Genomic DNA, 22,848 nt, shown 5'->3' with positions numbered 1-22,848 from the left:
GATAGATTAATCACAGATGCCATGTCCTGTTAGAGTATCATGAACTCGAGGTTCATTCCTCAGGGTGACCCGGAGACAGTGCTCCGGGAACAATTACTCCCTCATCTGCGGCCAGAAACGACAGATGCAGCGTACTTGGACCGTCTTTCGACGAGGGAACTTGTCGATTTTACATACCGTTGTGGAGTAAGAACTGATGAAGTTGGTGACGGGAACTGCCTCGTCCCGCGCGCCGTCGGCGGTTTCGATGACGCGATGTTTAACAATCCGTCGTCTCACCGCGTTCACGTTCTTGTCAAGCGTGGGAGTCTCGATGGTAAACTGACGGTATTCGTTGAGGGGTTCGCTGGAACGTATCTCGACGTGGAATACGACAACCCGTATCGCCTCACGGAGGACCAATTGCCAGCAATCACGATAGAAGGCGAACAACATAGCCTGTATACTGCGGAAAAACCGTTCGCAACGACGACACCTCCTGTCCAATTTCGGGCTGGGCCCGACTCAATTCCAATTACGCCAGAAACGGATTACGAAGAATCGATTGCGATCCCCGGCACCCAGACTCGAGCTGCCATCGTCAATCCAAGGCAAAATTTCCAAGAGAAACGCGAACTCGACGCCACAGGCTCCACCGATGAGACTCTTTCAGAGGCAAATGAAGATACGGCCACAATCGACTATTATCGGCCAACGCTCGAACTGAGTCTGTCTGTCGTGGTACACGATGACCTCAGCGGCCTTACCCCAACAGGAAATCCTGACGATTACGTTCGGCTCACCGTAACGATGCGAAATGAGACGGATATAGGTGAAGGTTCCCAGACAGAATGGTCGGAGCGACGCGTTTTCTATCCGTCGTTGGAACTCGATTTTGGTACCTTAGTTGTTGACTTCCCGAGCCAACAACACGACGTGAAACTGCAGTCAGCACTATCCACCGAAAATGGGCTTGTTGGTGACTCAAGTGCAGAAAATCTCTACCGACAACAGGACTGCTATATCACACGACTCGTTGAGTCGTTTGACTCTAGATGGAACACACGCAACGAACCACAGGCAGACGAACGTTTCCGAACCACATCGTTTGGAGTATATGATTACGTAGAAGAGGAGCCAGTGGATTCAGGATACCGCTTGGACCGACTGGTTTGTATGGACGACACCGAACTGGTTGAAGCAGCACCTAAGTTGGCCACCCAGGCGACAGCAGCTCTTGAACATGAATCATTGCTTCAAAATCTCCGTGCAGTACTGCTGACTCTCCGCCATTATCTGACAGATATTCCTGAAATTAGTAGTGATGAATACGATGGTGGATTCACTGAGCAGAAAGAGCCAACACTACATAAATTCCAGTGGGATGCAATCCAAGAACGTGCGCTGGCGCTCTTGAATGACGAGAATTCACCCATCGTTGTCCAAGCACCAACTTCAGCGGGAAAAACAGTGGTCTACTATGGGTCCACGCTACTGACGATTTTTGAGCGTGAAACACGCGCAGCGTTCCCATTCCCAACGCGGATGTTGACTGAGGATAAACTCGAGGAAGTAATCGAACTAGCAACCAAGTATAACCGACATGTCCGAGGGAGACAATATTTAGATGCTGGTAGTCGGATGCCTGACCACCAATTTTCTGTTGGCGTAGCAATCGGGCAACAATACGACGAAACTGGTCAACGTTCGTACCTGGATGCCGATGACCTTGTTGAGTACATTGGAGACTGTGATTGCTGTGAGTCAGCCTTAGTCACAGAGTGTCAAGATTGTAATTCGAGAAAGTGTGACGATACAGACGATCACCACCTTCAGTTCCCTGTCTGTACCAATACTGAATGCGGATTTGTATACGATTTTGTCTTTGACGTCAAACGGACCCAACAGTATCTGCCAAGTTTGACGGTTGGAACACCAGAGAAATTCTTCACTATGCCGACCGTTGAGTCATACACTCATCACTCAACCTTCTCCACGCTCCCATTCTACGGGGCTCCTTATAGGGAATGTGAACAGTGTGGGCGTGCACTCACTGACATGAACAATTTTCGGGTGCTCAATAATCGTGGTGGGCTCTTTTGCTTTGTTTGTGGGAGAAATCACCATGTGAGACCAAACCCGTTTAATGCAGTAAACTGGAGGGTGAGTGAGCCGTACAGCGAGGACGCCACGCACTCACCGATTGGTCATATCGTGCTGGACGAAACCCACATGTACACCGGTCAATTCGGTATCGCAATTTCAGTGATTCTACGCTTCTTTGAGGTGCTTGCCTCGAGATTACAATCTGGGAAAGACCGAGACAGAGACAGCCAAACCATCTCTGCAGATTCCGGGACAGCAACCATCAGTAACAAACTTGAACATATCTCGCGGCTTCTACGCACACCTGAAGAGGAGATTGCCGCCATCCCCGGTAGTGGAGAACACGGAGAATATTTCACGATGGTCGAAGACCGTGTCCGCTATCGTATTGTAGCGGCGACGCCGGTTGCAACATCGAACAGGGGTTCGTTTAGAGAGGCAATCGTACAACTGTACGATGATTTCCATAATTTTGCGTCTGGGACGCAATTTCGCAACGAGTTCGAGCAAGAGATTCAACGAGCCCACGTTGGCGCCGATATTGGTGATTACGAATTTATACTGGGCTATTTGCACCGAAAGTCCGATGGATATTCGTTGAGAGAATCTATCGGTGACCGAGCGGATCAAATCAGTGATGGGGGACTGGATGACCTTCAGTTCATCTCCGGTGAGTCCTCAAAGTCGAATATGCGGGCCCACATGGGGATGGGTACTGAGGACCCGGATCATGTCGTACTGGCGAATCTTGTGGTTTCGCTAGGTATAGACATTCCGGAGCTCAACAATTTACTTCTGTTTGGTGCTCCCCGAAGTATGTCAGAGCAGATGCAAACTATCGGTAGAACCGGTCGCGATAAGGCAGCAGGCCATGCAACAATTCATTTGTATCCAGGGAAGCCACGTGATATGCAGCTCGAGCGGAAATTCCACCAATTGCTCGGAAACGTTGATGATTACTACGATATTGCTGCAATCCACCCGACTAATCCCTATTTGGCTCGTATTCTCTTCGAATACCTTCTGGGGCCGTTTTTAACAATAGAGTATGCCATTCGCGAGAAGGCTGTCGACCGTGAAAATCCACACGACATCCAAGATTTAGTCAACATGTTCGACGATCACAAGAACCCGCTAAGAAACCCGCACGCTCGAGAACTGTATTTAGATATGAAAAGCATCTTCTGCCCAGACGATCTCCAGCTTGACCACCAGATTCTGGAAGTAATTGACAAACAAATCACAGAACAACTATTTGGGTTCATCGGTGACGCAGAACGAGAAAGTGCCTGGTTTGATACCGCAATCCGGGCACGCACAGACAATACTCCTATGAATATTAACGAGTGGTTCTCTGAGTATTTCCGAAATAGGGAAATCCAACTTCGGGGCCCCCAAGAGGACCAAGTTGAGACGTCAATTGAATGGACGACCCCATCCGAGGTGACGAAATAATGTCAAAACTATCACAATATCAGGTTCTTCTGTCAGCGTATCCTGGCAAGGTGAGGTCGGAGGATGGTCACCGGGTGCTGGTAGAGACTATTCGTGGATACGATACGCCGACTGATTTAGAACCGTTTGCAGATCGACTCGCCACGGTCATCAGTAACTTAGATACCGAGTTCTATACGTATACGACCGAGGCAAATTCCCGGCAAGAGGCTGCACATGAACAAAACACCGATGATGAGCCAGACAAGTTTACATCAGATGACCTCCCTGCGACGTTCCGTCAGTATGCAGAACGAGAGAAGCGAAAAGATGATACTTCGACCGAAAATGATGACTCAGATGAACCCTTGCGGTCGTACGACTTCTCGCGCTCAGATATCGAATTAGCAGAGCTGACCAGGAATTCTAAAGTGGTCAACGTCCCCTTCCCACGGGTGTATAGGTGTACTGACACCTCCTGTGGTCATTTCAGGATTGCGAAGCCAAAAGCGGTGCAACAGTCAGTTAATTGTCCCGACGTTGCATCTCATCAGATGCGTCGGTTTCCGTATCTCTTCGTTTGTCCAAGGTGTGCACATATTGAACAGGCGAGCCCGCATACGTGGATGCAGATTTCTAGTGATAAACCAGCTCCCCAAGTCGTCATTGGAAAAGACGATATGAGAGATAGCATCTCATGCCCGGAAAACGGTTGTCGGGGACATCTCCATGTTGAGTTAGGTGATCGGCTCTCCGGTGTCAGATTCGTTTGCTCTGAGCGTCGTGACCATTCCGCTCGCTTCCATGGTCACTGTCCAATTTGTCACAAACCAGCTGCCAACGGTCAAGAGGAACTACTCGCAGAAATGCGTCCGAAAGCTGTCGACGCAAAACACATAGAGCCATTGATTCTCGAAGATATTGTTAGTAGACACGGCACGAGACTCGATGCTCTGTACGAAACAAGCATCGAGAACGAAGCGGATGACGACACATATCACTGGAATCTCGACACCATCACATCTGGAAGTCAAGCTATCTTCCACGATACATTTGGTCTCAATGATGTTTTTACCGTTGCTGATGTCAGCTCTGTTTCAAGTGTTTACGGTTACAAGTCGAATGTCGAATCACATGGAACCGACCTCGATATCCAGGGTCGATTGGCTCGAACCTTCAACTCTAATAAGCCCGATTACGAGCGCATTGCCTACTTAACACGCCGGGAGGGACGCGGAATCGTTTTTGACCTTCGATCGGATGTCCTAGCTGGCATAGTCAGTAGTGGGGAGGCAGGATATGGTGAAATCGCGTCAAGGGAACTGGCACGACTGAACAATCTTGACGCTGACGAGATTGCTGAGGGGGGAACAGGGTTGAAACTCATTCCCCTCCTACACGCATTCCAGCATGCCTTGTATCAAGCCGCGGTCGAGGAATCAGGCCTCGAAGACTTCCTTGCCGCAAAAGTGCTTGTAGAACCCGGAGCAATAGTACTTGTAGAACAACGCGATGTGGGTGCGGGAGGCCTAAGTCAAATCACCATGAACAAGACCGGAAACGTGCTTCTTCGAACGTTACAGCGGGCAGAGGAGATCCTCGTCGATTGTGCGCGTGATTGCACTGATGCTTGTTTGTCATGTGTGTTTACCGACGATGCCCGATGTCATCCCTTTGTCTCCGAGGAAGTTGAGGGATATATTCCCGCAAATAGCCTTCTCAACCGGAATCTCGCCGCCCAGGTGATTCGACGTGCTTGATGACGAACTCTACTTGTGGCTTCATGAAGAAATTCAAGCCACTAACGAAGTATCGGTCGATGACATTCCAGACGAGTACGAAGACATCACAGCCGCTCGTAACTTCGCAAGCGAGTACCTCGACTACCTTTCCCAACGAGGTGCTGTGTCTCCGGTGAGTGAGCAAAAATACGAGCTTCAGGACGCGGAAGTAGAGCGTGAAGCATATTATCAAATATTGGACTCTCATTCGACATCGGTGAATCGGGTAAAAGATGAGATGACCTACCAGCCAGTGGTGAGCATTCCAACGAGAGTCCAAACCGACTGGGAAGCCTTTGCAGACCGTAGAAATGTCGGGCAGGGAATTAGATTAAAAGACGCGCTCACAGAAGTGTTCACCACTGCGGACTCCACACTTCGAGTGGTTGCTCCGTACTTTGAGATTGACGGACTAAATAGATTAGAAGACGCGTTCGAGCAGTCGGTAAGGTCGGGAGTGGAGCTCAAAATTCTCACCAGAGAGCTTCTCCGGCCCTCAGATGAATACAAACATAATCGCGACCGAAAAGCGATCTTGGAACTCATGGACCGCTTTGCGGCGATTGACGCTCCAGAAAGTACACTGAGCGTATATGATTATTACCACGCGATTGGTGGTAAAAACCCAAAACTGGATCGGAGCATCCACGCAAAAATGGCAATTGCAGATGAAACGCTCGCATACATAGGGAGTGGAGAGATACGCGATAGCTCCATGATGCTCAACGGGGAGGCTGGATATCTCACACGGAGACGTGCAGATATCAAAACTTGGACCGCCTTTTTTGATTTCTTCGAAGACAAAGCAGAGAAAGTGACACGTGAAATCCTCGAGGAGGTCGTCGAAAACTAGTTTACACAACTCACACAGAGATGATAGATAGCCGCACTCGTTAGAGTGACTGTGGACGTACTATTTAACCCAGTGTGGGAACTGAGTCATGCGGTCGGTCGACCGAAATTGGACCGAGAGAGTTTTGAAACTTCTTTCAACTCTCTACCTTCGGTTGAGAAGGTCGGGCTGAAATCGGTCGGCGACATCGTGTCGTCAGCGAAATGTGTCCAACATTGACAACTTTCAGACTATTCACAGCGACATGAAGGGAAGAGGTCTTAACTCCCATCGTTCAATGAGAAACAGATAGATGAAGAGAGGATTCGAGTCTACGAAGCGGGCAGAAGTGGGTAAAGCCCGTGCTGGCCGCCTCTACGTTCCAGCAGCCCCACAGGGTGGATTCGTAGAGACACCCTCGTTCTTTCCTGTTCTCAACTTGATAGGCGGACCAACACCCGTTTCTGGAGGAATCTGGAGCCGACTCAGAAATCGTCTGTTCGCTGACGAGGCCTTCCAAGGGGCAATGTTCCAAGCGATGAGTTTCCTCGATTTTAATCTCTCAGCGAACGCAGTGGAATCCTGGCGTACAGATGCGAATGGACTCCACGATTGGTTCACTGACCATGACTCCCCGAAAGACAATCCAACTCCCTCACCATTTACGCAGCCGTTGTTCGTCGACTCGGGTGGCTTCAAGCTGATGAACTCACGGACATTCGGTGACCCGCCAGAAGAGGGAGGCGAAGCGAATGAATGGGAAATCTACACAAATCCAGAGTCGATTCTGAGTTTGCAATACGACTACGGGTCCGACCTCATCGCGACACTGGATTACCCAATTCCACCTGATCTCAACGACGCTGAGAAATACGAACGTATCGAAGCCAGTATCGATAGTGCCGTCGAGTGCCTTCGGTTGCTCGAAGAAGAAGAGGAATATGCCGACTGGGACCCGACAGTATACGCAGCGATCCACGGCCACAACTATAGCGAAGTCGCGTACTATGTCTCGAAACTTCTTGAGCGGACTGATTACCCGGAACGGATCGATGGCTTTGCTGTCGGCTCACTCGTCCCGCTACGGTCGAGTAACATTGGAACTTTAGTCGACATTGTACAAGGAGCGACTGATTCGATACCTCCCCACCGCCAAGATGACTTGGCTTTGCACGTCTTTGGTGTAGGTGGGAAACTCGGTCCGTTGATCGCCGTGTTAGGCGTAGATAGCTATGACTCGTCAACGTACGTTCAAGCTGCCCAACATAAGAAGTTCATCCACTATGATACTTGGGAGACAGTACTGGCTTCCGAAATATCGACCGACACCTGGAAGTGTCAGTGCCCAGCGTGTGAGGAACTCACCGACGTTGGGATACGTGATATGCAACGAGTGTTCGAGGCTGATCGGTCGTACAAACCAGTCGAGTTCGAACGTAATGGAGAAGTGAAGAAATACATGAAGAGCGATTTCTATGCGCTCATCGCTCACCACAACTTCCACGTATTTCAAAACGAAGTCACGGAAGTCCGCGAGAAAATCAAACGAGAGGAACTCGGATCGCTCGTCGAGAGTAAAGCTAAACAAAACGACGACATCGCCACCGGATTAGCCCGTGCAGCAGCCCGATGGCCGGACTTGCGGCCGCTAGTTCCAGAACAGATGGACATCGAGTCCAATGCACCCGAATCCAATCCACAAACGTTCCAGACACGATTCGACTCAGAAGGGAGTCACATCGTCCCACCGACAGACGGGACATCACTCGCACACACACCTGCAGACTTCGACCTCCGTGAGACCACATACTGCCTCGATACCGACGAAACCATCTGTTTGATCCTCCCATGTAGCGCCACGAAGCCATACAGTAGCTCTCGGACCCACAAAGTAGTCAAAGAGAGACTCGTCGATGCAGGTCTCTGGAACAACATCCACAAGGTATCCGTCTCTGGACTTTACGGCCCAGTGCCGAAAGACTTCGAATCACAGGATGCAGTGTTGACCTATGACTACGTACTCACCGATGCCGACGAATCTCAGGTAGAACTAGTGAAAGACCGTCTGGTCTCGTATCTCGACGACTACGGAGACCATTTCGACAACGTAATCGGCTACGCGACCAGCAAAACATATCGAACGACGATCGATGCTGCGTTCGAAGAAGCTGGCATCGGTCGCATTCTTCCATCCGATCCACCATCTCGAAGGCTTACCGAGCACTTCCGAACCGAACACTTAGACGAACTCGTTTCCGCCATCGAACGGTCATGTGAGCCGCAAGAGGCTCAAAAGTGACATCACGTCGGGTTCCAAGCCTGAAACTCATACTCGACTACGACGACAATGTTGACGGCCCTACACTTTCGGAAACGACAGAGAGGGCCTGGTACTCGTGGTTTAGCCATTCGCTACGAACCTCAAAACGTCTAATAGAGAGACGAGCGTAACTCGACGATTGGAACCTCTTCACCGTCGACGACAAGAGACGTTTGGTCACCTCTCGTCACGAAGTCAATACTGTGGCCAAAGTATCCTTTTCGAGCAGTCTCACAGAGTACATCGAGGTCACCCAGTGACCAGCAGACGATTCGCTCCAGTTCGGAGACTGTGAGCTCTGACTCAAAGATCTCATGTAGATTGACGACGAGAGTCGCAGCTTCTAGCTTCTCACCGACGGTGAGAATCGCGTTGGCGTCAGCTCCCGGCTCGTAATCTACGACGCGAATGTCGGAGTCTGCAGTTTCGTTGTATATGGCGAGACTCGCGATGACCTCTGGTGGATTCGACGGCACTTTGTGTCCGTCAAGGGACAGCTGCTGTTTTCGATTCGCGATTGACTCTGATTGGGAGGCGGACGCCCGGACCTGTTGAGCTGCACGCCGGGCCTCAGTGTACTCTCTGTACCATTCATTTTCCGTGACGCGAGTGATGAACCGACGGAGTTCGGCTTTCACCGCTGAATACACAGAGTCGGACTTGTTTCTGATCGTCTCTCGGTTAGCGGAGAGTTCGAGAGCTTGGCAATTTGCGACAAAGAAGAACCTCGAGGGTTCATGATCAGATCCAATTACGTCATTTACACGCTCTACTTTGATGTGGTCCTTCGCAAGCCAAACTCCAAACTGGCTAGAGTGTCTGCCATGGGTGGGGAGTTCCTCCCGTGCCGCCTTTCCAGCGACAAACCCAACGACCTCTATCTGTACCTCTTTTCCGTCCACATTCACAGTGAGAATCTTCTTCGGATAGTGCTTACAGAGATTGTCAACGTCAGAAGTCGTCTCGAAATCGGTTCGTTTAGGTGGAAACTTGAACCTCGATGACTGTGAAAGAGTTCCTTGAGTACGGTCGAGTGAATCGTCTAGCTCTAGTGAAATCGTCATTTCGTGAGCGTCTTCGTCGAATCGATGGGCAAGTGACCCGCCGATGGTTTTCCAATTGATGTAGTGGTCGAGCCGGTTGTAGGTTATTTTCCGACTGCTGAAGCTATCACCGGATCGGAAGCCCACGATTTCGATCTTGGTGAACGACGCTTCGTCTGCGGGAGATATTTGGTACTGATACTCTGGTAACTGATGGTTATTGAGTCGCTTCCACGGCTGTTCCATTTCGGCGTGATAGTGGCTCCCGTCTTTTACTGTCTCGACGGTGACCGAGTCGCTCTTATAGTAGATTTTCGTTCCATGTCCTTTGTATCCGATAGAGTTGGACTTGTTAGAATTTCCTAAGTCGAAGAAGCTCGCTAATCCGTCAGCATCCATACCGACCCCATCGTCTTTGATTCGGATTCGAGTCCGTCCGTCAGAGAGCTCATCAATCTGTATCTCTACATTCTCAGCACGAGCATCATACGAGTTAGAAAGTGCTTCTCGTATCAGCTCCAATGGGTTTTCGAAGTCACTAGCGGTCTCCAGGAATTCGTTAACCTCGTTGACTGTCGGTCGTCGGGAATGAACGGATTTTTCCATCATCAAAAGTACGGCTCGAGGGTTTTGTTGATAGTTCGGTACGCAAATTTTCGCGAAGCAGGGCGGTCTCGGTACATCTCTTCTAGGTAGCTACGGAATCTGTCTTGGTCGCCCGTTTGAAGCACCTCTCTGATCTTCTTCAGCTCGAATTGCTGGACAGCCAGATTGTGGACCGCAACTGGTCCAAGAACATCTTTTTGATATCGAGTGTTACCACGCATATCACTGCGTAACGCTTCAGTCTCACAAACTGGGCAGTGGCAATCGTCGAAAATTGCCTGCGAAAGAGGAACGGTGTCAAACAATGAAGTACTGTACTTCCCGTTGATGGCGGCGTGCAAATACGACGCCGAATCGAACGAGTCAACACCGAGTGCTACGAGCAACGGAAGTACCCGACCTGAAATCCCAAAAACGTGGAGTGGGAGGTCACCGAGATCGCGGTCTGCAAGTTCTTTCTTCGCTGCAGTGACTGCCTCAATCAGTGTTCCCATGTCGTCTTTGTAAGGAACGAGGCTTCCGAGTGCAAATCCGTCGAACGTTCCCTTCAGAGGCCGATTCAGTGTATGTTCGACGGTCGTTAGGAATCGGTCAATCATTGTTCGGTTGTGGCCATGGATTGTCAGATATCGGGATTCCTCTCGGGTGGTCAGTGCGAGAAATTCTCGCACGTATTCAGCAGTTTGCTCCGTCTTTTGAACCCGTGTTTCGTAGTCGTCATTCGGAGAAAGCGGTGAGTCGAGGTTCACCAGGATATCTCCCCCGAATGCTCGCTGAATCCCATACACGGCTTTTTGGCTAACGTTGAGGTCGAAATTTGAGCCGCTGAGTCCTCCTTTTTGTAGTATTTTGTAGCCGCCAGAATCTACGAAGAGTCCACCATCGAAGTCGGAGAATTCGACACGGTCACGTATTGGTGTTCCCAGATAGTCCAGGTACCGCTCCTGGGTGATATTGAAGTCAGTGAGTGCTGCAACCGAGCTCATGACTCCTTTGAAGAATTCCGAATAGTCACGCCCATGAACCGTTTCTGGATGACTGCTTAGGAACTCTTTGATAGTACGGAATATCCCACCACCATACAGTGAGTTCCTCGTACCTCCACAGTAGAAGTTGACGACTGGAAGGAGATGAGGTGTCTGGAGAGTCATACTTGCTGTTTTCAGCTCTCCTACTCGAGCTTCGCCAACTTCGTCTGACACAGTGAACGAAACCATCTCAGTCGTTAGCAATCGATGTAGCTGGGTCAATGGACCCGGTGAGTAGTCGCTTGAGTTGATTGCCTCGGTTACCGAGTCGGCCAGAGAGATATTCAACAGGGATGTCTATCTCTGATTCGATTCCATCAACTGCGAGACGATACGTCTGACCGAGATTTATCCACAAGCGTTCATACGCACCTTCAGCTATCAGGCGTGCGAGTTCTGGAACAACTGCATCGTTGAGTTCTGTAGCCCGTGATGGCGTCATTTCACGGTCGTACGGTCGTATCGTCTCGTGTGGGTCCAAGAGACCGTGCTCAGCAGAGAGAATCACCACATCCCAGCTCACTGAATCGAGTGCGTCTGCGTTGTCTATGATACGATAGAAGTACCCATCGTAGACTTCGATGGCGGCTTTCTCGCCTTCGACGTCCACCTTTCGGTTGGAGCACCCTTGTAGTAGTAAATTGCCCATCGAGATCACCGATGATCGAGAACATCAAAAGTGTTACCCATTCTACTACGCGAAAGTTTTGTAGAATAATCATATTGGGGGAAGAGCCGGCAAAATGCCAGAATTATGGAGGAACGGGTTCTTGTGGTTTATATACTATCTGGCTTTCTCCAGGTAACTCGTTTTACTCACCAGAGCACCATCCGAACCCGTCGGCAATCTAATAGTTACCTTTGGCATCCGGCTTCTGCCTGGCATGCCTCCTTTAGAAGCCACTGTCGGAATACTAATTATGGCTGATGAGTAGACGAAAGACAAGATCTCTATATGTCTACTTGGGAGAACACAATTCGATCCGAACTTCGAAACTACCGAGACAAACAAGGAAGCTCCGAGTTCACACTTACCGGATTCCGAAAATTTGCTATTAGTCGATTCGAAGAACAATTCCCCGACAACGACCACGTTGATGCCTCGATTCGTCGGAACCTCCAAGAGTTTCGAGACCGAGGCGAAATAGAATTCCTAGGCAATGGAAACTACCGAATTCTCTCCTTAGACGGAGACCTCACAACCGAGCCAGACGACCGCCGCATGACTACCGATCGATTCTTCGGTGGTGTCAGTGGCCGACTTGAAACACTCCGGTCGATGCTCGGATACATCGCAGACAAGACACCAACCCACTCAGAACTCACAGAGTGGCTGAAATCAAACACTGACGCTGGTAGCGAGGATACAATCGAGAAATATCTCTCCTTCCAGCGAGCACTCGGCATCTTCGAACAAACAGGAGACGAATACCAGCTTACGGACCGCGGCACAGCTTACGCCGAGTTAGGAAATCGAGATCTCATATTCGATGCCCTCGTCGAGAACGTCAAAGGCTTTGAGACAATTCTGCAGGCACTCAGTGGAGGTCCCAAACCCGGGAATGAGATTCAGGAGACAATGCGAACCCACTACCCGAATTATAAGCTGCCGTGGGCGGTCGTCGGACGTCACTTAGAATGGTTGCAGGCGCTCGACGCAATCATAGAGAAGGACGGACAATACTCACTGACGGGATACGGTGAGAATCTACTTATGGAGGACGGCGGCCCACCGCGTGTCTGGATTGAAAAAACAACGGTTGAGAAGAATAAATACAAAAAACAAGGCGAGCTTCGGCTAGGAAACGCAATCTACTCACCTACACAAGATAGTGGTGGCAGTGATATTTACGCGACGATGCGAGAAGCCTCAGTTGGCGATTTTGTCTTGCATCTTTCCCAGGACGTTGATCAAATTGTTGGCATTTCACAGATAGAATCTGAGCTGGAGACAGAATTCGCGGGGCGTCCAGAGTTTGGATGGAGTGACGAACAAGCGGGCTATCGACGGTGGCTCAAGAATTACCACGAGTTCGAGGAACCGATTGATGTCCGTAAAAATATTCTTGAAAACGAGGACTTCGAATACACCCTGGAGGAGATTCGACAAGAGTACAGCAAAATCTTCTATAATAAAAACGGAGGATTTGTCCAGGGAGGCTACTTCACGCAGTGTCCACCAGAGCTTCTTGAGCTCTTTATTACTATTTCAAATGAGCTCGAGAGAGTATTAGACGAGTGTAGATATCCTATTGAATTACTGCACTCACATCGGCTTCCACCAGCGGAAAACTACGATTCAGTGTCAGCTGCCGTCTCAGACATTACGAATCGATTAGAACAGACTCCAGGTGAGTCCAACTGGCTTGCCAGCCAGCTAGGAGAAACCATTGTCCGAGATTGGACAGACGCATTACGGGGATTAGAACCTGGTTCAGTGGTGACAGTAGAACGAGCGACAAAGCTCACCCAAATCAAGCAACTGTATACCGACGCTGAAACCCGACTCAAATCACAAGCGGCAGCGATTCAATCTGCGTCTCTCAACCGACTCTCCCCATCAGCGACGCTGTTTGTGGTCTTTTTCCGTCAACTCCAACAACAAAGCGGTAAGCAACCGAACGCAAGCCAAGTCAAAGTCAAAGTCATACTCAATAACAGATATACTGTCAAGCAGCCAGAAACCCAGCCACCAGAAGGTGAAGACGACATTCCAGTCAGGAAACCATCCTTCGAGAATTCCGGTCACCCACTCGTCAAGCATCTTCGCGACAACGATGTCGAAATCCACAAATTCACAGCCCCACCAGATTACTGGCTCACAGTCTACGAATACGCTGCACTCTCATTCGAGACGCCTGACCGAGACGCATGGAATGGCCTCGAAGAAGGAGACGTCATCATCTTCCATTCACGCACGAGTCCGAGTTGGGACGAATTCCCAGAACAAGAGAGCGGACTCCTTGGTGCAGGGATTATCCGGGCGAAAACCACGAAAGACGACAGTGAGTCGTGGTGGTATGACGAACATGAAGGTGGCCCAAAGGGAGACTCCTTCCCACTGCTCGTCGCATTCGAGCGTCTCTTCGTCGCTGGTCAATTGGACGAGATCGACTTCATGAAACCGGTCGTGGAGAAGAGTCCTGAGACAGTCTCGACCGAGTTAGATGCATTGACGTCGAGGCTACTACCGTTTAATCGTACGAACGAGATTTGTCGCGAGGTTTCAGAGACTGGCTTCCCACGACACCGTACTGTCGAATCGCTTGGTACGAGTGCGGAACTCTCCAAGGGAGTTGCACTCGCAGATGTGCTCGCAGGGCGCGTACTTGAAGCACCGTCTGTCGCACTCCACAAATCCTTCACAGGAGAGCTACCAGAATCAATTCTGGACGGGCTCTACTTCCCTGATGGGGAAGGGAAGGAAATCATCGAGCAGATCGAGGTTGCACTCAGAACAGGCAAGCATTTGATTCTGACTGGACCACCGGGGACAGGGAAGACTGAGATCGCGCGTCGCGTCTGTGAGTATCTCGAAGCCGAGTATCCGTACTTGTTCAGTGGGTCGCAGGTGACAACAGCGACTGCTGATTGGTCGACCTTCGACACCGTCGGTGGCTACATGCCAGACGGCGAAAGCACGAACGGGAATGCACTCGAGTTCTCACCGGGATTGATCCTCAATCGATTCAAAGATCGCCAGTGTGCTGCGCAGTTGAATGAGCCGCTCGTCATTGACGAGCTCAACCGGGCGGACATCGACAAAGCGTTCGGCCAACTCTTCACCGTACTCTCGGGCCAAGCCGTACAGCTACCGTACACGCGTGATGGTGCTGAAATCGAGTTATCGCCTGCAGACCAGACGCTGAACACGCCAGCGGGCCACGAGTATGTGATTCCACAGTCGTGGCGGTTGTTCGCGACGCTGAACACCTACGACAAAACCTCGCTGTACGAGATGAGTTATGCGTTTATGCGTCGCTTCGCATTCATCCGCGTCCCGGCACCAACAATGTCGAGTGACTCGGACGAACTCGTCGACGTCATGGATGCGTACGCGAAGGCTTGGAATATCTCGGTGAGTGAGTCACAGCTTGCAGACGTCGGCCAGGTGTGGCGGGCGACCAATAACGCAGTTGAGGACCGCTCGATTGGGCCTGCGGTGGTCAAAGATATTCTATCCACTGTCTCGGCTCACAGCAGTGTGTCGCAATCGACACGCCTCACACAGGCTGTAATCAGCTTCATCTGTCCACAGTTGGAGGGCGTGCCGAAGCGAGAGAAGATCCTCCGTCAGATCGCGGGCGTCCAGCATATTGATACTGAGATGCTTGATCAGGCGTCGCGAGACATGCTGCAGGTGGCACTGACCGCAGATGAATAAAGAAGAACTCCTCGATCAAGTCACAGAGGACATCCTCGCGTATGTAATGCATGGGGCGTTTCCAGAACGGGAACTCGCACGCTCGCTCAAACCGCAAGGGCTTGATGAGCGATTTGAGGAGTACGAGCTCCTGCTGGACCTCCACTTCGTGTTATTGCCTGAGGTCATCGAGTTCGTCGAACACCTCCCCAAACGACTCCGAAACATTCGGACTGAAACCCAGTCTGTGTCGCGAGTACGGCGCGGAACGGTCGATGGGAAGATCAACTGGAATGCGACACTCAAGCGACGCTACAGCGAAAACCCAGGCGATAGCTCGTTGTTTGTCTGTGAGAATCGCACCGAGGACTACGACAGCAGCGAGAACCTCGTGTTGAAGCGACTGCTTGCGATCGTGTACTCGACGCTTCGTGAAGCAGATGAGTATCTGCATCGGAACTATGACTGGGTCGCCTCGACTTGGAATGAGCCACTCGTGAATCGGCTTCGTCGTGTTGTTGAGCGGAACGTGCACGTACGACGGATTCGCGACCCGAAGGCGTACGAGCCGACCGATCGGATGGTGAACGACGCACTGGAGTCTCGGCAAGCACTGTACCGGGATGCAGCGTCATTGTTGGAGACACGGCGGCGTCTGCATGATGGTCATCCCGATGAGCTTCGGCGATTGCTCGATGAAACTGCAATCACGCCCGACGATGAGGATACCCTGTTTGAGTTATTCGTGCTGTTCCGGTTTGTGGCAACCCTCGAGCAACTCACCGAGGAAAATGCGAAGTTCAACACGATTCGTTCTGGCCGCCAAGAAGTCGCCCGGATAGAGGGTAAGACCGAGCTAGTGTTGTATCACGACAGCTCAGCACCGGATCGTGATCTTTCGTTCTTGGCTGTCCCAGAGGAGAACGAGGACGCCTCTCGAACAGAGAAAGTACAGACCATGGCGCGGAGTGTCGCTAACCAATACTTCACCGAACGCACGTTCACCGACCACACAGGACGCCCGGATCTGATTGTCCTCGAAGTGAACCCTGCAGACAGTGACGAACGAGAGTATCTAATCACGGAAGTGAAGAACAGCACTCGAACAGATACCATTCGCCAAGGAATCAAAGAGACACTCGAATATTTAGCATTCCTCCAAGTGAACGATCAGTTCGTATTCGGCGATGGGACAGATGAGGAGTACTTCGGTAACGGATCGAATGGAATCCTCGTGATTCAGGATCTCCCAGAGGAGACTGCGGGTCTTAGTGAGCAGTCAAAGAGTGCTATAACGATACTGCAGGCGTCTGAGTTGGAGCATAAGCTGGGAGATGTATTAGACGAGATAGTGTAGTTGATTCCGGGTACTTCTGCACATCTTCGAAGTCAAATCGGTGTGGCAATATCTCCAGCGAACGCAGCTAAATATGAGAATTGACGGAAATAAACAACCGAATATAGAGTTAGAATTCCAAGCCGGAAGTTACCAAACATTTAGTTGCAGACAAGATATTGATAGTGTTATGGATGCTGAACGTTCGGGTGCGGTAATGACTAAGCGACTCAAAAACACCGATTATAGGCTTAATCAGATATTCGAAGGAAACGCATTTCACATTCCTCGGTATCAGCGATTTTACTCCTGGGAGAGGCCAGAGTGGAGCGACCTCTGGAAGGACCTATCCAACATAATCGGAAACAATGGGAAACACTACATGGGGACAGTCATCTGTAAGGCCGAGCTGGACCCAGTTCGAACAAGCGAAAACACCAACGACTATCGAGAATACGGGATTGTTGACGGTCAGCAGCGGTTTACCACCCTTGTTCTACTGGTGAAAGCGATTGTCTCCACATATACGGATATCGATCCAGATGGGTTGTCAGAGGGGGCAAATACTCGGTATACCAAGATCGACATTGAGTCATACAGGAGGATATTCGTATTTGATCCAGCCATCAGGTCAACCAGCAAGCAGAGCAGGTTCAAACTGCGACTTCAAGACGATGATAATGACATGTTTGAAGACATCTTGCGAGACGATGTTGACGAGACGGCGATGGAGACGCCCTCGCATGATAGATTGGTCGATGCGTACCGTTTCTATAAGCAGAAACTGAATAATCGACAGAAAGAACACTCGCAAGTAGAATTCGTCGGTCAACTTGACGACCTCCTCTCGACGATTCAGTCACTCCAGTTCGTCGTATACACCGTCAAGAATCCTGAGGAGGCGACCCTAATATTCGAATCGATCAATGACCGTGGAATTGGTTTGAGCAATTTGGACAAAACCAAGAGCTTCCTGATGCACAAGGTGTATCTCACCCAGACAGAGGAAGCTCCTATGGGAGTCACGGTTGATGGCGTCCAATCACGGTTTGGTCGAATCTATCGTTGGATGCAGGATATTGCGGAGACCGATCGCACTTCAGACGTTGGCGAAGATCGAATTCAGCGGTATCACTACATTTCGACCATCGATACAAAAGTGAACAGCAGCTATCTCCGTCGGGAAACTGGACGGCGAAACAAAACGCTTCGCTCCGGTGCGTCAGTCTATCTCGGCGCGTTAAAATGGCATTTCACCAACCTCCAGCGCGAGAACGACCTCAAGACTTACAGCTCGTATCCACATGACTGTCTTGAAGAGATAGATCTGTATACCGATAGTCTCAGCCGCTACTATTCACACATGGAATCGATCGGCTCGTATGGAAAGGATGGCGAGTATAACCCGAATATCGACTGGGAGCTACGGAAGATATTCGCCCTCGATAGGCTCGGGAACTTCTATCCACTCCTCTTGGCTGTCTGGGATGAGTACGAAAGTGACAACTTCTCTGACGAGGAACTCCACGAGATACTCCAACTGATCGAAGTGGCATCCTTCCGGATATATACCACTGTCAGTCGGTCTGACACGGGTCGTACGAGATTCTATACTCTCGCTAACAACATCGGAACTGGCGAGAAAGACGCCGCCTGGATAGTGGAAGACCTGAAGCGCCGTATCCGATCGAAGCAAAACGATTTCGAGGGCATGCTCCGGAACCAAAACGCGTACAATCAAATTCGATATAAAGACCTTCGCTACCTCCTGTATTCCTACGAATTGTACCTCCGGAGCGAGGAGAAGGGAGGTGACGAATCCAGTATCGAGAAAGCCGCTGAGAATGCCGGTAACGATTATACACTTGATCATATTTGGCCCAATGATACTGGAAAGCTCGAATTGACAAAAGAAGACGAAGAAATCCACGAGGAAGTGAAACACAGCCTCGGCAATCTTACGCTAACGACCGGGCCTCGAAACTCTGGGTGGAAGAACCTCCCATACCAAAAGAAACGAGATCGCATTGAGGAAGGCAAGTCAGGCTATATGAACTCTGATTTTACCATGACTAGAAAGGTTGCCCGAGAGAACGAGCAATGGGGAGAAGAGGAGATTGAAAAGCGATTGAACGACATTGTAGACTTTGCAAAGCGTCGATGGAGTCTTGAACCAGATGAGCGAAAGCCGCTTTCGACGATCAGGCCCTCAGCGCCTGAATGATGGAGACAGTAGAATCATAGTATTTACAGAAGTGAATAGTAGCAGGAAATGAGCTAAATCCTCTGCTGTAGGTAACTGAAGGCTCTATGATAGAGTAAGTCCTTATCGCCTAAACTGGATCTCTCGATTGACAGTAGTGAAACGCAGAAAGACGCCAGTATTGTACTGACTTCATCAGAGTTCGTTCTAACCAACACTCAAAGGGAGTGCCAGAGATTGTATCGCCTAAAGGAGTCGGCCGCAAACGTAGAAGTGATGGTTAGATTCACTCAGTTGGTCTTTTCACAGACAACTTCACGAAGTTCTTCAAGCAAATCCGGTCGGTGCTCAGCCAAAAATTCGACATCATCAGCTAAGGGACCAGTAATTCGTGAGCGCACTCGCGAGGTGGCTTCGTATCGGCGCTGGTCACCGTGTTCTCCTGCTAAATATTCACGTTCACTTTCTGTAGTCAGTGCACGCCCAGTTGCCATATGAGGGCGTTTGGTCACTACCATTGTAAGCACCTATCGGAATGCACCCATATTAAGTTGTCCCATAAGACAAGGTTGTTGTATACAGCAAGTATTAAGCAGGCTTGGAGAGTAGTTGTGACTGAGAACTGGCAACGCCGCAGAAGGCGGCACGGTGCTGGAACACCGTAGCCTGGTTCTCGCAGTATCAAGAACCATGAGTATCAAAGCAAGCGCCGGTATTGAAACCACCGGCACAATTGATGTAGCGATTATTGGACCATTCCGCGAACCGCAGTCAAAGGGCGGCCAAACCTACTACCGCTGTGGCCACTGCGATGCAGAAGCGGCAGATCGTAGCGTCCTCATAGACGTCTCGTACTTCCACAACACGGAGTGCCTATTTGGATGAGTCTCGGTACAGAGCTCATTGAGTGCAAGGTCTGTGGGGCGGTTGGACTCCCAGAACGCATCCTCGAGCACGACTGCCAAGCATTTCTTGACCGCCAATCTGGCGACGGTCTCTGTCCTGAATCGTCGAAACCCGAGATTTGCTCAGGTGAGCGTCAATGAGCGAGACGCTACAAGCGCAGCTCGATGACTTGGAAGCACGGTTTGAGGCGTTGAACCGAGCGCGTGTCGCAGGGTTTGACCATATCGATGAACTCGAAGCCGAGAATGAGAGGCTCAGTGAGCGGTTGGCTGAACTCGAGCAACTTGTCTCGCCTCATCCTGAGTCAGTAACGTATGGGCAGCTCACACGGTCACAGAAGGTTCACCGGATTCGGAATAAGCTCGTTGATGATGCAGCCAGTCGGCAGACTAAGAAGTCACAGATGGTGTACAAGGATGTTAAGTGGCTCTTCGATGGTCATCCATCGCCCGGGCATTGCTATGATCTTATGCGACTTGCTGGAGAACTCGAAGGCTTCTCGTATGAGACAGGTGATAACCGGTCGAATCGAGTGATCGTGAATTTGGCGGCAGTGAATGATGAGACGTTAATTCACGCCGCGAATAACGCCTCCGAGAAACGGAGGGTCTGAGGTGGGTATCTTTCACAGGACTATCCCACCGCCATTTCACACGATTCTAGTTTAGTTGTGTTGGGGTTTGTATGGAAGTGTCTAATAGCGGTGGGTACATCGGCTGTGGAACGGAGTGGCACGGTCGATGTCACCGGGAAGGAAGCTTTGCTCATTATTCGCGCCGTGAAAGCCCTCAACTGAAGTCTGCCGAGATGGATTCAGCCATCAATACCCCGGCCAGACGATACCGTCGTCTTCACCAACTATGATCTCGATCATTACCAACCACTCAATGGTCGTCCACTCACCCAGTAAGTAACTTACAAGCGTGGGTGGCACTCAATGGGCCTAAGTCGCACACCTTGGCCTGTACGTTGATACTCGGCGCAAGGAGCATGAGGCATGAGCGCATGCAATGAACTCCAGGTGTATCTCTCACAGAATTTATCCTGAACGGAGGATCCAGACGTCCAAATGCATCTGTATGCAACTCTACAGTCCTGTGAAGGACTGTCGTTGACTCCGTTAGTTGAGTGTCATATATGTCGAAGGACAGGACTGCCAGAGTGGGTCGTAGTGCACGACTGTCAGGATTATTATGGGTAATTTTGTAGAATCTCAACCCGGTCAAATCCGGCCCTTGACTTACTGGCTTTCCCTCACAATCCAACATCCATCCGACTCCTCCCTGAGTTTAGGGAGAGGAGTAACGTTGGTCATTCTTCGTGGGGGTGAGCAACGGTGAGTTCTCAGCAGATAGCTGTTGACCTCGACGAGCCTGACGACCTAATCGAACAGAAGGTCGACGAAGCAACTGAGAAACTTTGCGAGGAGAACGAAGAGCTACAGGACCGTGTTGAGGAACTTGAGCGCGAGGTTGGAGCTACGAGGTCTTTAGCCAACGCTGCGATCAACCGAGCAAAGTCGCTCGACCCTCTAATTGGTGAGCTACAGCTCGGGAACTGGAGAAGGATGCTCATCTCCTCTGGGATAACATCGAGCGAAACGTCGAGGAGACGCATATCGATATCGACGGCAATCAGATCGAACGCATCACGAAGACGACGGCTCGGCCTACGGCCGTCTTCCAGGCGAAGAAGACTGCCTAATGCGTGGTGGAGCAGTCACTCACGCGACCGCCGACCTGCTTCCGATTCAGCGACTTGCTCGGTACGACGACGAGATGCTCGCAAGCGTCACGAAGTGCCAAGAAGACGAACTGGCGGCGAAGGCGTGGCGGAAGCGTCAGGAGTGTGGTCGCTACGATCTCTGGAGCAAGGGTTCAGGCGACATCCGCGTCTACATCGACTCTTCGGACATTGCAGAAGAGATTCGCAGTCGTCGTGCCGGCATCACGAGGAAGTATTCGCAGGAACTCGCTCGGAGAACAATGGACTCGATGCTCGACTTGGCAAAGGGCCGCCTCTGTATGATGAAAAAGACACACCGAAAAGACGGGCTCTCGTACAAAGAGCGACGAATCGTTCTAAAGAAGGACGTCGACCTTCCTGGGGAACGACGGTCATCAGATTCACCGGCCACATCTGAGGTGGCCAGTAAGTGATGAGGTCGGTGTAAACTCACGCCCGAGAGGGTCAAGAATCTACCATGAAACACGTGATTCCACCGCTAACCTGAACGCGATACGACCCACTCTCGTGTTGCCGACGTCCGTTCCGTATCGGTTCCCGGTACGGCTACCTTGGGGTACGTCGGCTCGATCGTCAGTCGTCGTCAGAAACCAGTACTAGGAGACGGAGTTTCTACCAACCACCCAAGATGTGGCCGGAGGAAGAGACGTGACCGTTAACAGAAGACACATTTAAATGATGGATTATATCGAAACTACAACATAAGGCGGTGAATTCCATAATAGGGGATCTCGTTCCGGGCTTACCCCTCCCACCTGATATTGAGTCAAGCTTACTGGAATTCCGGGAGGCGGCATACCCTTCTCGGTTCAGATGCCCGTACTACATTCACTACTGGATGGAGCGCCGGAGACCGTCCGGATCGCAGACTTCCAGATGGATGACGAAGTGAACGCAATTCTCGAGACCGACAACGGCTTCGAGAAGGCCGCCCTCCACGTCAAGCTGAGTGATTTCTTCGAAGAAGAAGCCGCGCTGTCACATATCGACCGGTTGATCTGCTGGAAACTCGGTGACTTGGACGTCCTTACGAAAATAGAACGCTCCTCCTATCTCGGAGAACCCATCCAGTTCGATTTCCAGAACAAGGAAATCCAACACGGAAAGGACACGAAGCGGACGATCCCGATCTTGGAGTTAGCCGATAGCGTCTCTTCGTAGATTC

The 22,848-nt window shown here is 50.7% G+C and carries 14 protein-coding genes and 2 pseudogenes; 12 read left to right on the top strand and 4 right to left on the bottom strand.

Features of this window, described 5'->3' with window-relative positions:
• Positions 1-39: 39 nt before the first annotated feature.
• The 4 genes from LAQ58_RS17605 to LAQ58_RS17590 all read left to right on the top strand — a co-directional run bounded on the left by LAQ58_RS17605 (position 40) and on the right by LAQ58_RS17590 (position 8,431).
• Complete coding sequence (locus LAQ58_RS17605; protein ID WP_224450562.1) at positions 40-3,540, top strand: DEAD/DEAH box helicase; 3,501 nt, start codon at positions 40-42, stop codon at positions 3,538-3,540.
• The gene (locus LAQ58_RS17600; protein ID WP_224450561.1) at positions 3,540-5,279 is read left to right on the top strand and encodes a hypothetical protein; all 1,740 of its coding nucleotides are present in this window, start codon (positions 3,540-3,542) and stop codon (positions 5,277-5,279) included. The genes LAQ58_RS17605 and LAQ58_RS17600 overlap by 1 nt, the downstream gene beginning before the upstream one ends.
• A complete protein-coding gene (locus LAQ58_RS17595; protein WP_224450560.1) occupies positions 5,272-6,153 on the top strand; it encodes a phospholipase D-like domain-containing protein in 882 nt (293 codons plus the stop codon). Before LAQ58_RS17600 ends, LAQ58_RS17595 begins: the two co-directional genes overlap by 8 nt.
• Positions 6,154-6,445: 292 nt before the next feature.
• Positions 6,446-8,431, top strand: a complete 1,986-nt coding sequence (locus LAQ58_RS17590) for a tRNA-guanine transglycosylase (RefSeq protein WP_224450559.1) — start codon at positions 6,446-6,448, stop codon at positions 8,429-8,431.
• A 131-nt stretch (positions 8,432-8,562) separates the two neighbouring features.
• Here LAQ58_RS17590 and LAQ58_RS17585 read toward each other — a convergent pair whose 3' ends face one another.
• From LAQ58_RS17585 to LAQ58_RS17575, 3 genes are read right to left on the bottom strand one after another with little or no spacing between them, the layout of a single operon-like run.
• Entirely contained in the window at positions 8,563-10,104 is a 1,542-nt protein-coding gene (locus LAQ58_RS17585) for an ATP-binding protein (protein ID WP_224450558.1), read from the bottom strand.
• Entirely contained in the window at positions 10,104-11,303 is a 1,200-nt protein-coding gene (locus tag LAQ58_RS17580; RefSeq protein WP_224450557.1) for a tRNA-guanine transglycosylase, read from the bottom strand. Before LAQ58_RS17580 ends, LAQ58_RS17585 begins: the two co-directional genes overlap by 1 nt.
• A 16-nt stretch (positions 11,304-11,319) precedes the next feature.
• The gene (locus tag LAQ58_RS17575; protein ID WP_343217953.1) at positions 11,320-11,778 is read right to left on the bottom strand and encodes a DUF6884 domain-containing protein; all 459 of its coding nucleotides are present in this window, start codon (positions 11,776-11,778) and stop codon (positions 11,320-11,322) included.
• Positions 11,779-12,084: 306 nt separating this feature from the next.
• Between LAQ58_RS17575 and LAQ58_RS19190 the strand changes: the two are divergent.
• The 4 genes and pseudogenes from LAQ58_RS19190 to LAQ58_RS17555 form a co-directional block, all read left to right on the top strand.
• Positions 12,085-12,291: pseudogene (locus LAQ58_RS19190) on the top strand (HNH endonuclease); the annotation flags it as partial.
• Between the two features lie 60 nt (positions 12,292-12,351).
• The gene (locus tag LAQ58_RS17565) at positions 12,352-15,513 is read left to right on the top strand and encodes a double winged helix-containing putative transcriptional regulator (protein WP_224450619.1); all 3,162 of its coding nucleotides are present in this window, start codon (positions 12,352-12,354) and stop codon (positions 15,511-15,513) included.
• Positions 15,506-16,849, top strand: a complete 1,344-nt coding sequence (locus LAQ58_RS17560) for a hypothetical protein (RefSeq protein ID WP_224450555.1) — start codon at positions 15,506-15,508, stop codon at positions 16,847-16,849. The genes LAQ58_RS17565 and LAQ58_RS17560 overlap by 8 nt, the downstream gene beginning before the upstream one ends.
• Positions 16,850-17,045: 196 nt before the next feature.
• Positions 17,046-19,052 (top strand): DUF262 domain-containing protein, encoded by a 2,007-nt coding sequence (locus tag LAQ58_RS17555; protein ID WP_224450554.1) that lies wholly within the window; start codon positions 17,046-17,048, stop codon positions 19,050-19,052.
• A gap of 269 nt (positions 19,053-19,321) precedes the next feature.
• On the opposite strand, the gene LAQ58_RS19185 is transcribed toward LAQ58_RS17555, so the two are convergent.
• Complete coding sequence (locus LAQ58_RS19185) at positions 19,322-19,525, bottom strand: hypothetical protein (RefSeq protein WP_224450618.1); 204 nt, start codon at positions 19,523-19,525, stop codon at positions 19,322-19,324.
• A 196-nt stretch (positions 19,526-19,721) separates the two neighbouring features.
• Between LAQ58_RS19185 and LAQ58_RS17545 the strand changes: the two genes are divergently transcribed.
• From LAQ58_RS17545 to LAQ58_RS17530, 4 genes and pseudogenes are all read left to right on the top strand, one after another.
• The gene (locus LAQ58_RS17545) at positions 19,722-19,916 is read left to right on the top strand and encodes a DUF8118 domain-containing protein (protein WP_224450553.1); all 195 of its coding nucleotides are present in this window, start codon (positions 19,722-19,724) and stop codon (positions 19,914-19,916) included.
• A gap of 157 nt (positions 19,917-20,073) precedes the next feature.
• Positions 20,074-20,550: a hypothetical protein gene (locus LAQ58_RS17540; RefSeq protein WP_224450552.1), complete on the top strand. Its 477-nt coding sequence runs from the start codon at positions 20,074-20,076 to the stop codon at positions 20,548-20,550.
• Between the two features lie 1,048 nt (positions 20,551-21,598).
• Positions 21,599-22,096, top strand: a pseudogene (locus LAQ58_RS17535) (DUF8008 family protein); the annotation flags it as partial.
• Between the two features lie 463 nt (positions 22,097-22,559).
• On the top strand, positions 22,560-22,844 hold the full coding sequence (locus LAQ58_RS17530; RefSeq protein WP_224450550.1) for a hypothetical protein: 285 nt from the start codon (positions 22,560-22,562) through the stop codon (positions 22,842-22,844).
• Positions 22,845-22,848 lie beyond the last annotated feature (4 nt).

Origin of the sequence: Haloprofundus salilacus, assembly GCF_020150815.1 — an archaeon.
GTDB lineage: Archaea > Halobacteriota > Halobacteria > Halobacteriales > Haloferacaceae > Haloprofundus > Haloprofundus salilacus.
The sequence above is the reverse complement of the archived record's forward strand: the minus strand, read 5'-3'. Positions and strand labels throughout refer to the sequence as shown.

Coding starts and splice junctions, on each gene's coding strand:
- LAQ58_RS17585 (WP_224450558.1), bottom strand. CDS start 10,104: ATGATGGAAAAATCCGTTCATTCCCGACGACCGACAGTCAACGAGGTT.
- LAQ58_RS17555 (WP_224450554.1), top strand. CDS start 17,046: ATGACTAAGCGACTCAAAAACACCGATTATAGGCTTAATCAGATATTC.
- LAQ58_RS17605 (WP_224450562.1), top strand. CDS start 40: ATGAACTCGAGGTTCATTCCTCAGGGTGACCCGGAGACAGTGCTCCGG.
- LAQ58_RS17590 (WP_224450559.1), top strand. CDS start 6,446: ATGAAGAGAGGATTCGAGTCTACGAAGCGGGCAGAAGTGGGTAAAGCC.
- LAQ58_RS17600 (WP_224450561.1), top strand. CDS start 3,540: ATGTCAAAACTATCACAATATCAGGTTCTTCTGTCAGCGTATCCTGGC.
- LAQ58_RS17530 (WP_224450550.1), top strand. CDS start 22,560: ATGGATGACGAAGTGAACGCAATTCTCGAGACCGACAACGGCTTCGAG.
- LAQ58_RS17545 (WP_224450553.1), top strand. CDS start 19,722: ATGAGTATCAAAGCAAGCGCCGGTATTGAAACCACCGGCACAATTGAT.
- LAQ58_RS17540 (WP_224450552.1), top strand. CDS start 20,074: ATGAGCGAGACGCTACAAGCGCAGCTCGATGACTTGGAAGCACGGTTT.
- LAQ58_RS19185 (WP_224450618.1), bottom strand. CDS start 19,525: ATGGCAACTGGGCGTGCACTGACTACAGAAAGTGAACGTGAATATTTA.
- LAQ58_RS17575 (WP_343217953.1), bottom strand. CDS start 11,778: ATGGGCAATTTACTACTACAAGGGTGCTCCAACCGAAAGGTGGACGTC.
- LAQ58_RS17560 (WP_224450555.1), top strand. CDS start 15,506: ATGAATAAAGAAGAACTCCTCGATCAAGTCACAGAGGACATCCTCGCG.
- LAQ58_RS17565 (WP_224450619.1), top strand. CDS start 12,352: ATGACTACCGATCGATTCTTCGGTGGTGTCAGTGGCCGACTTGAAACA.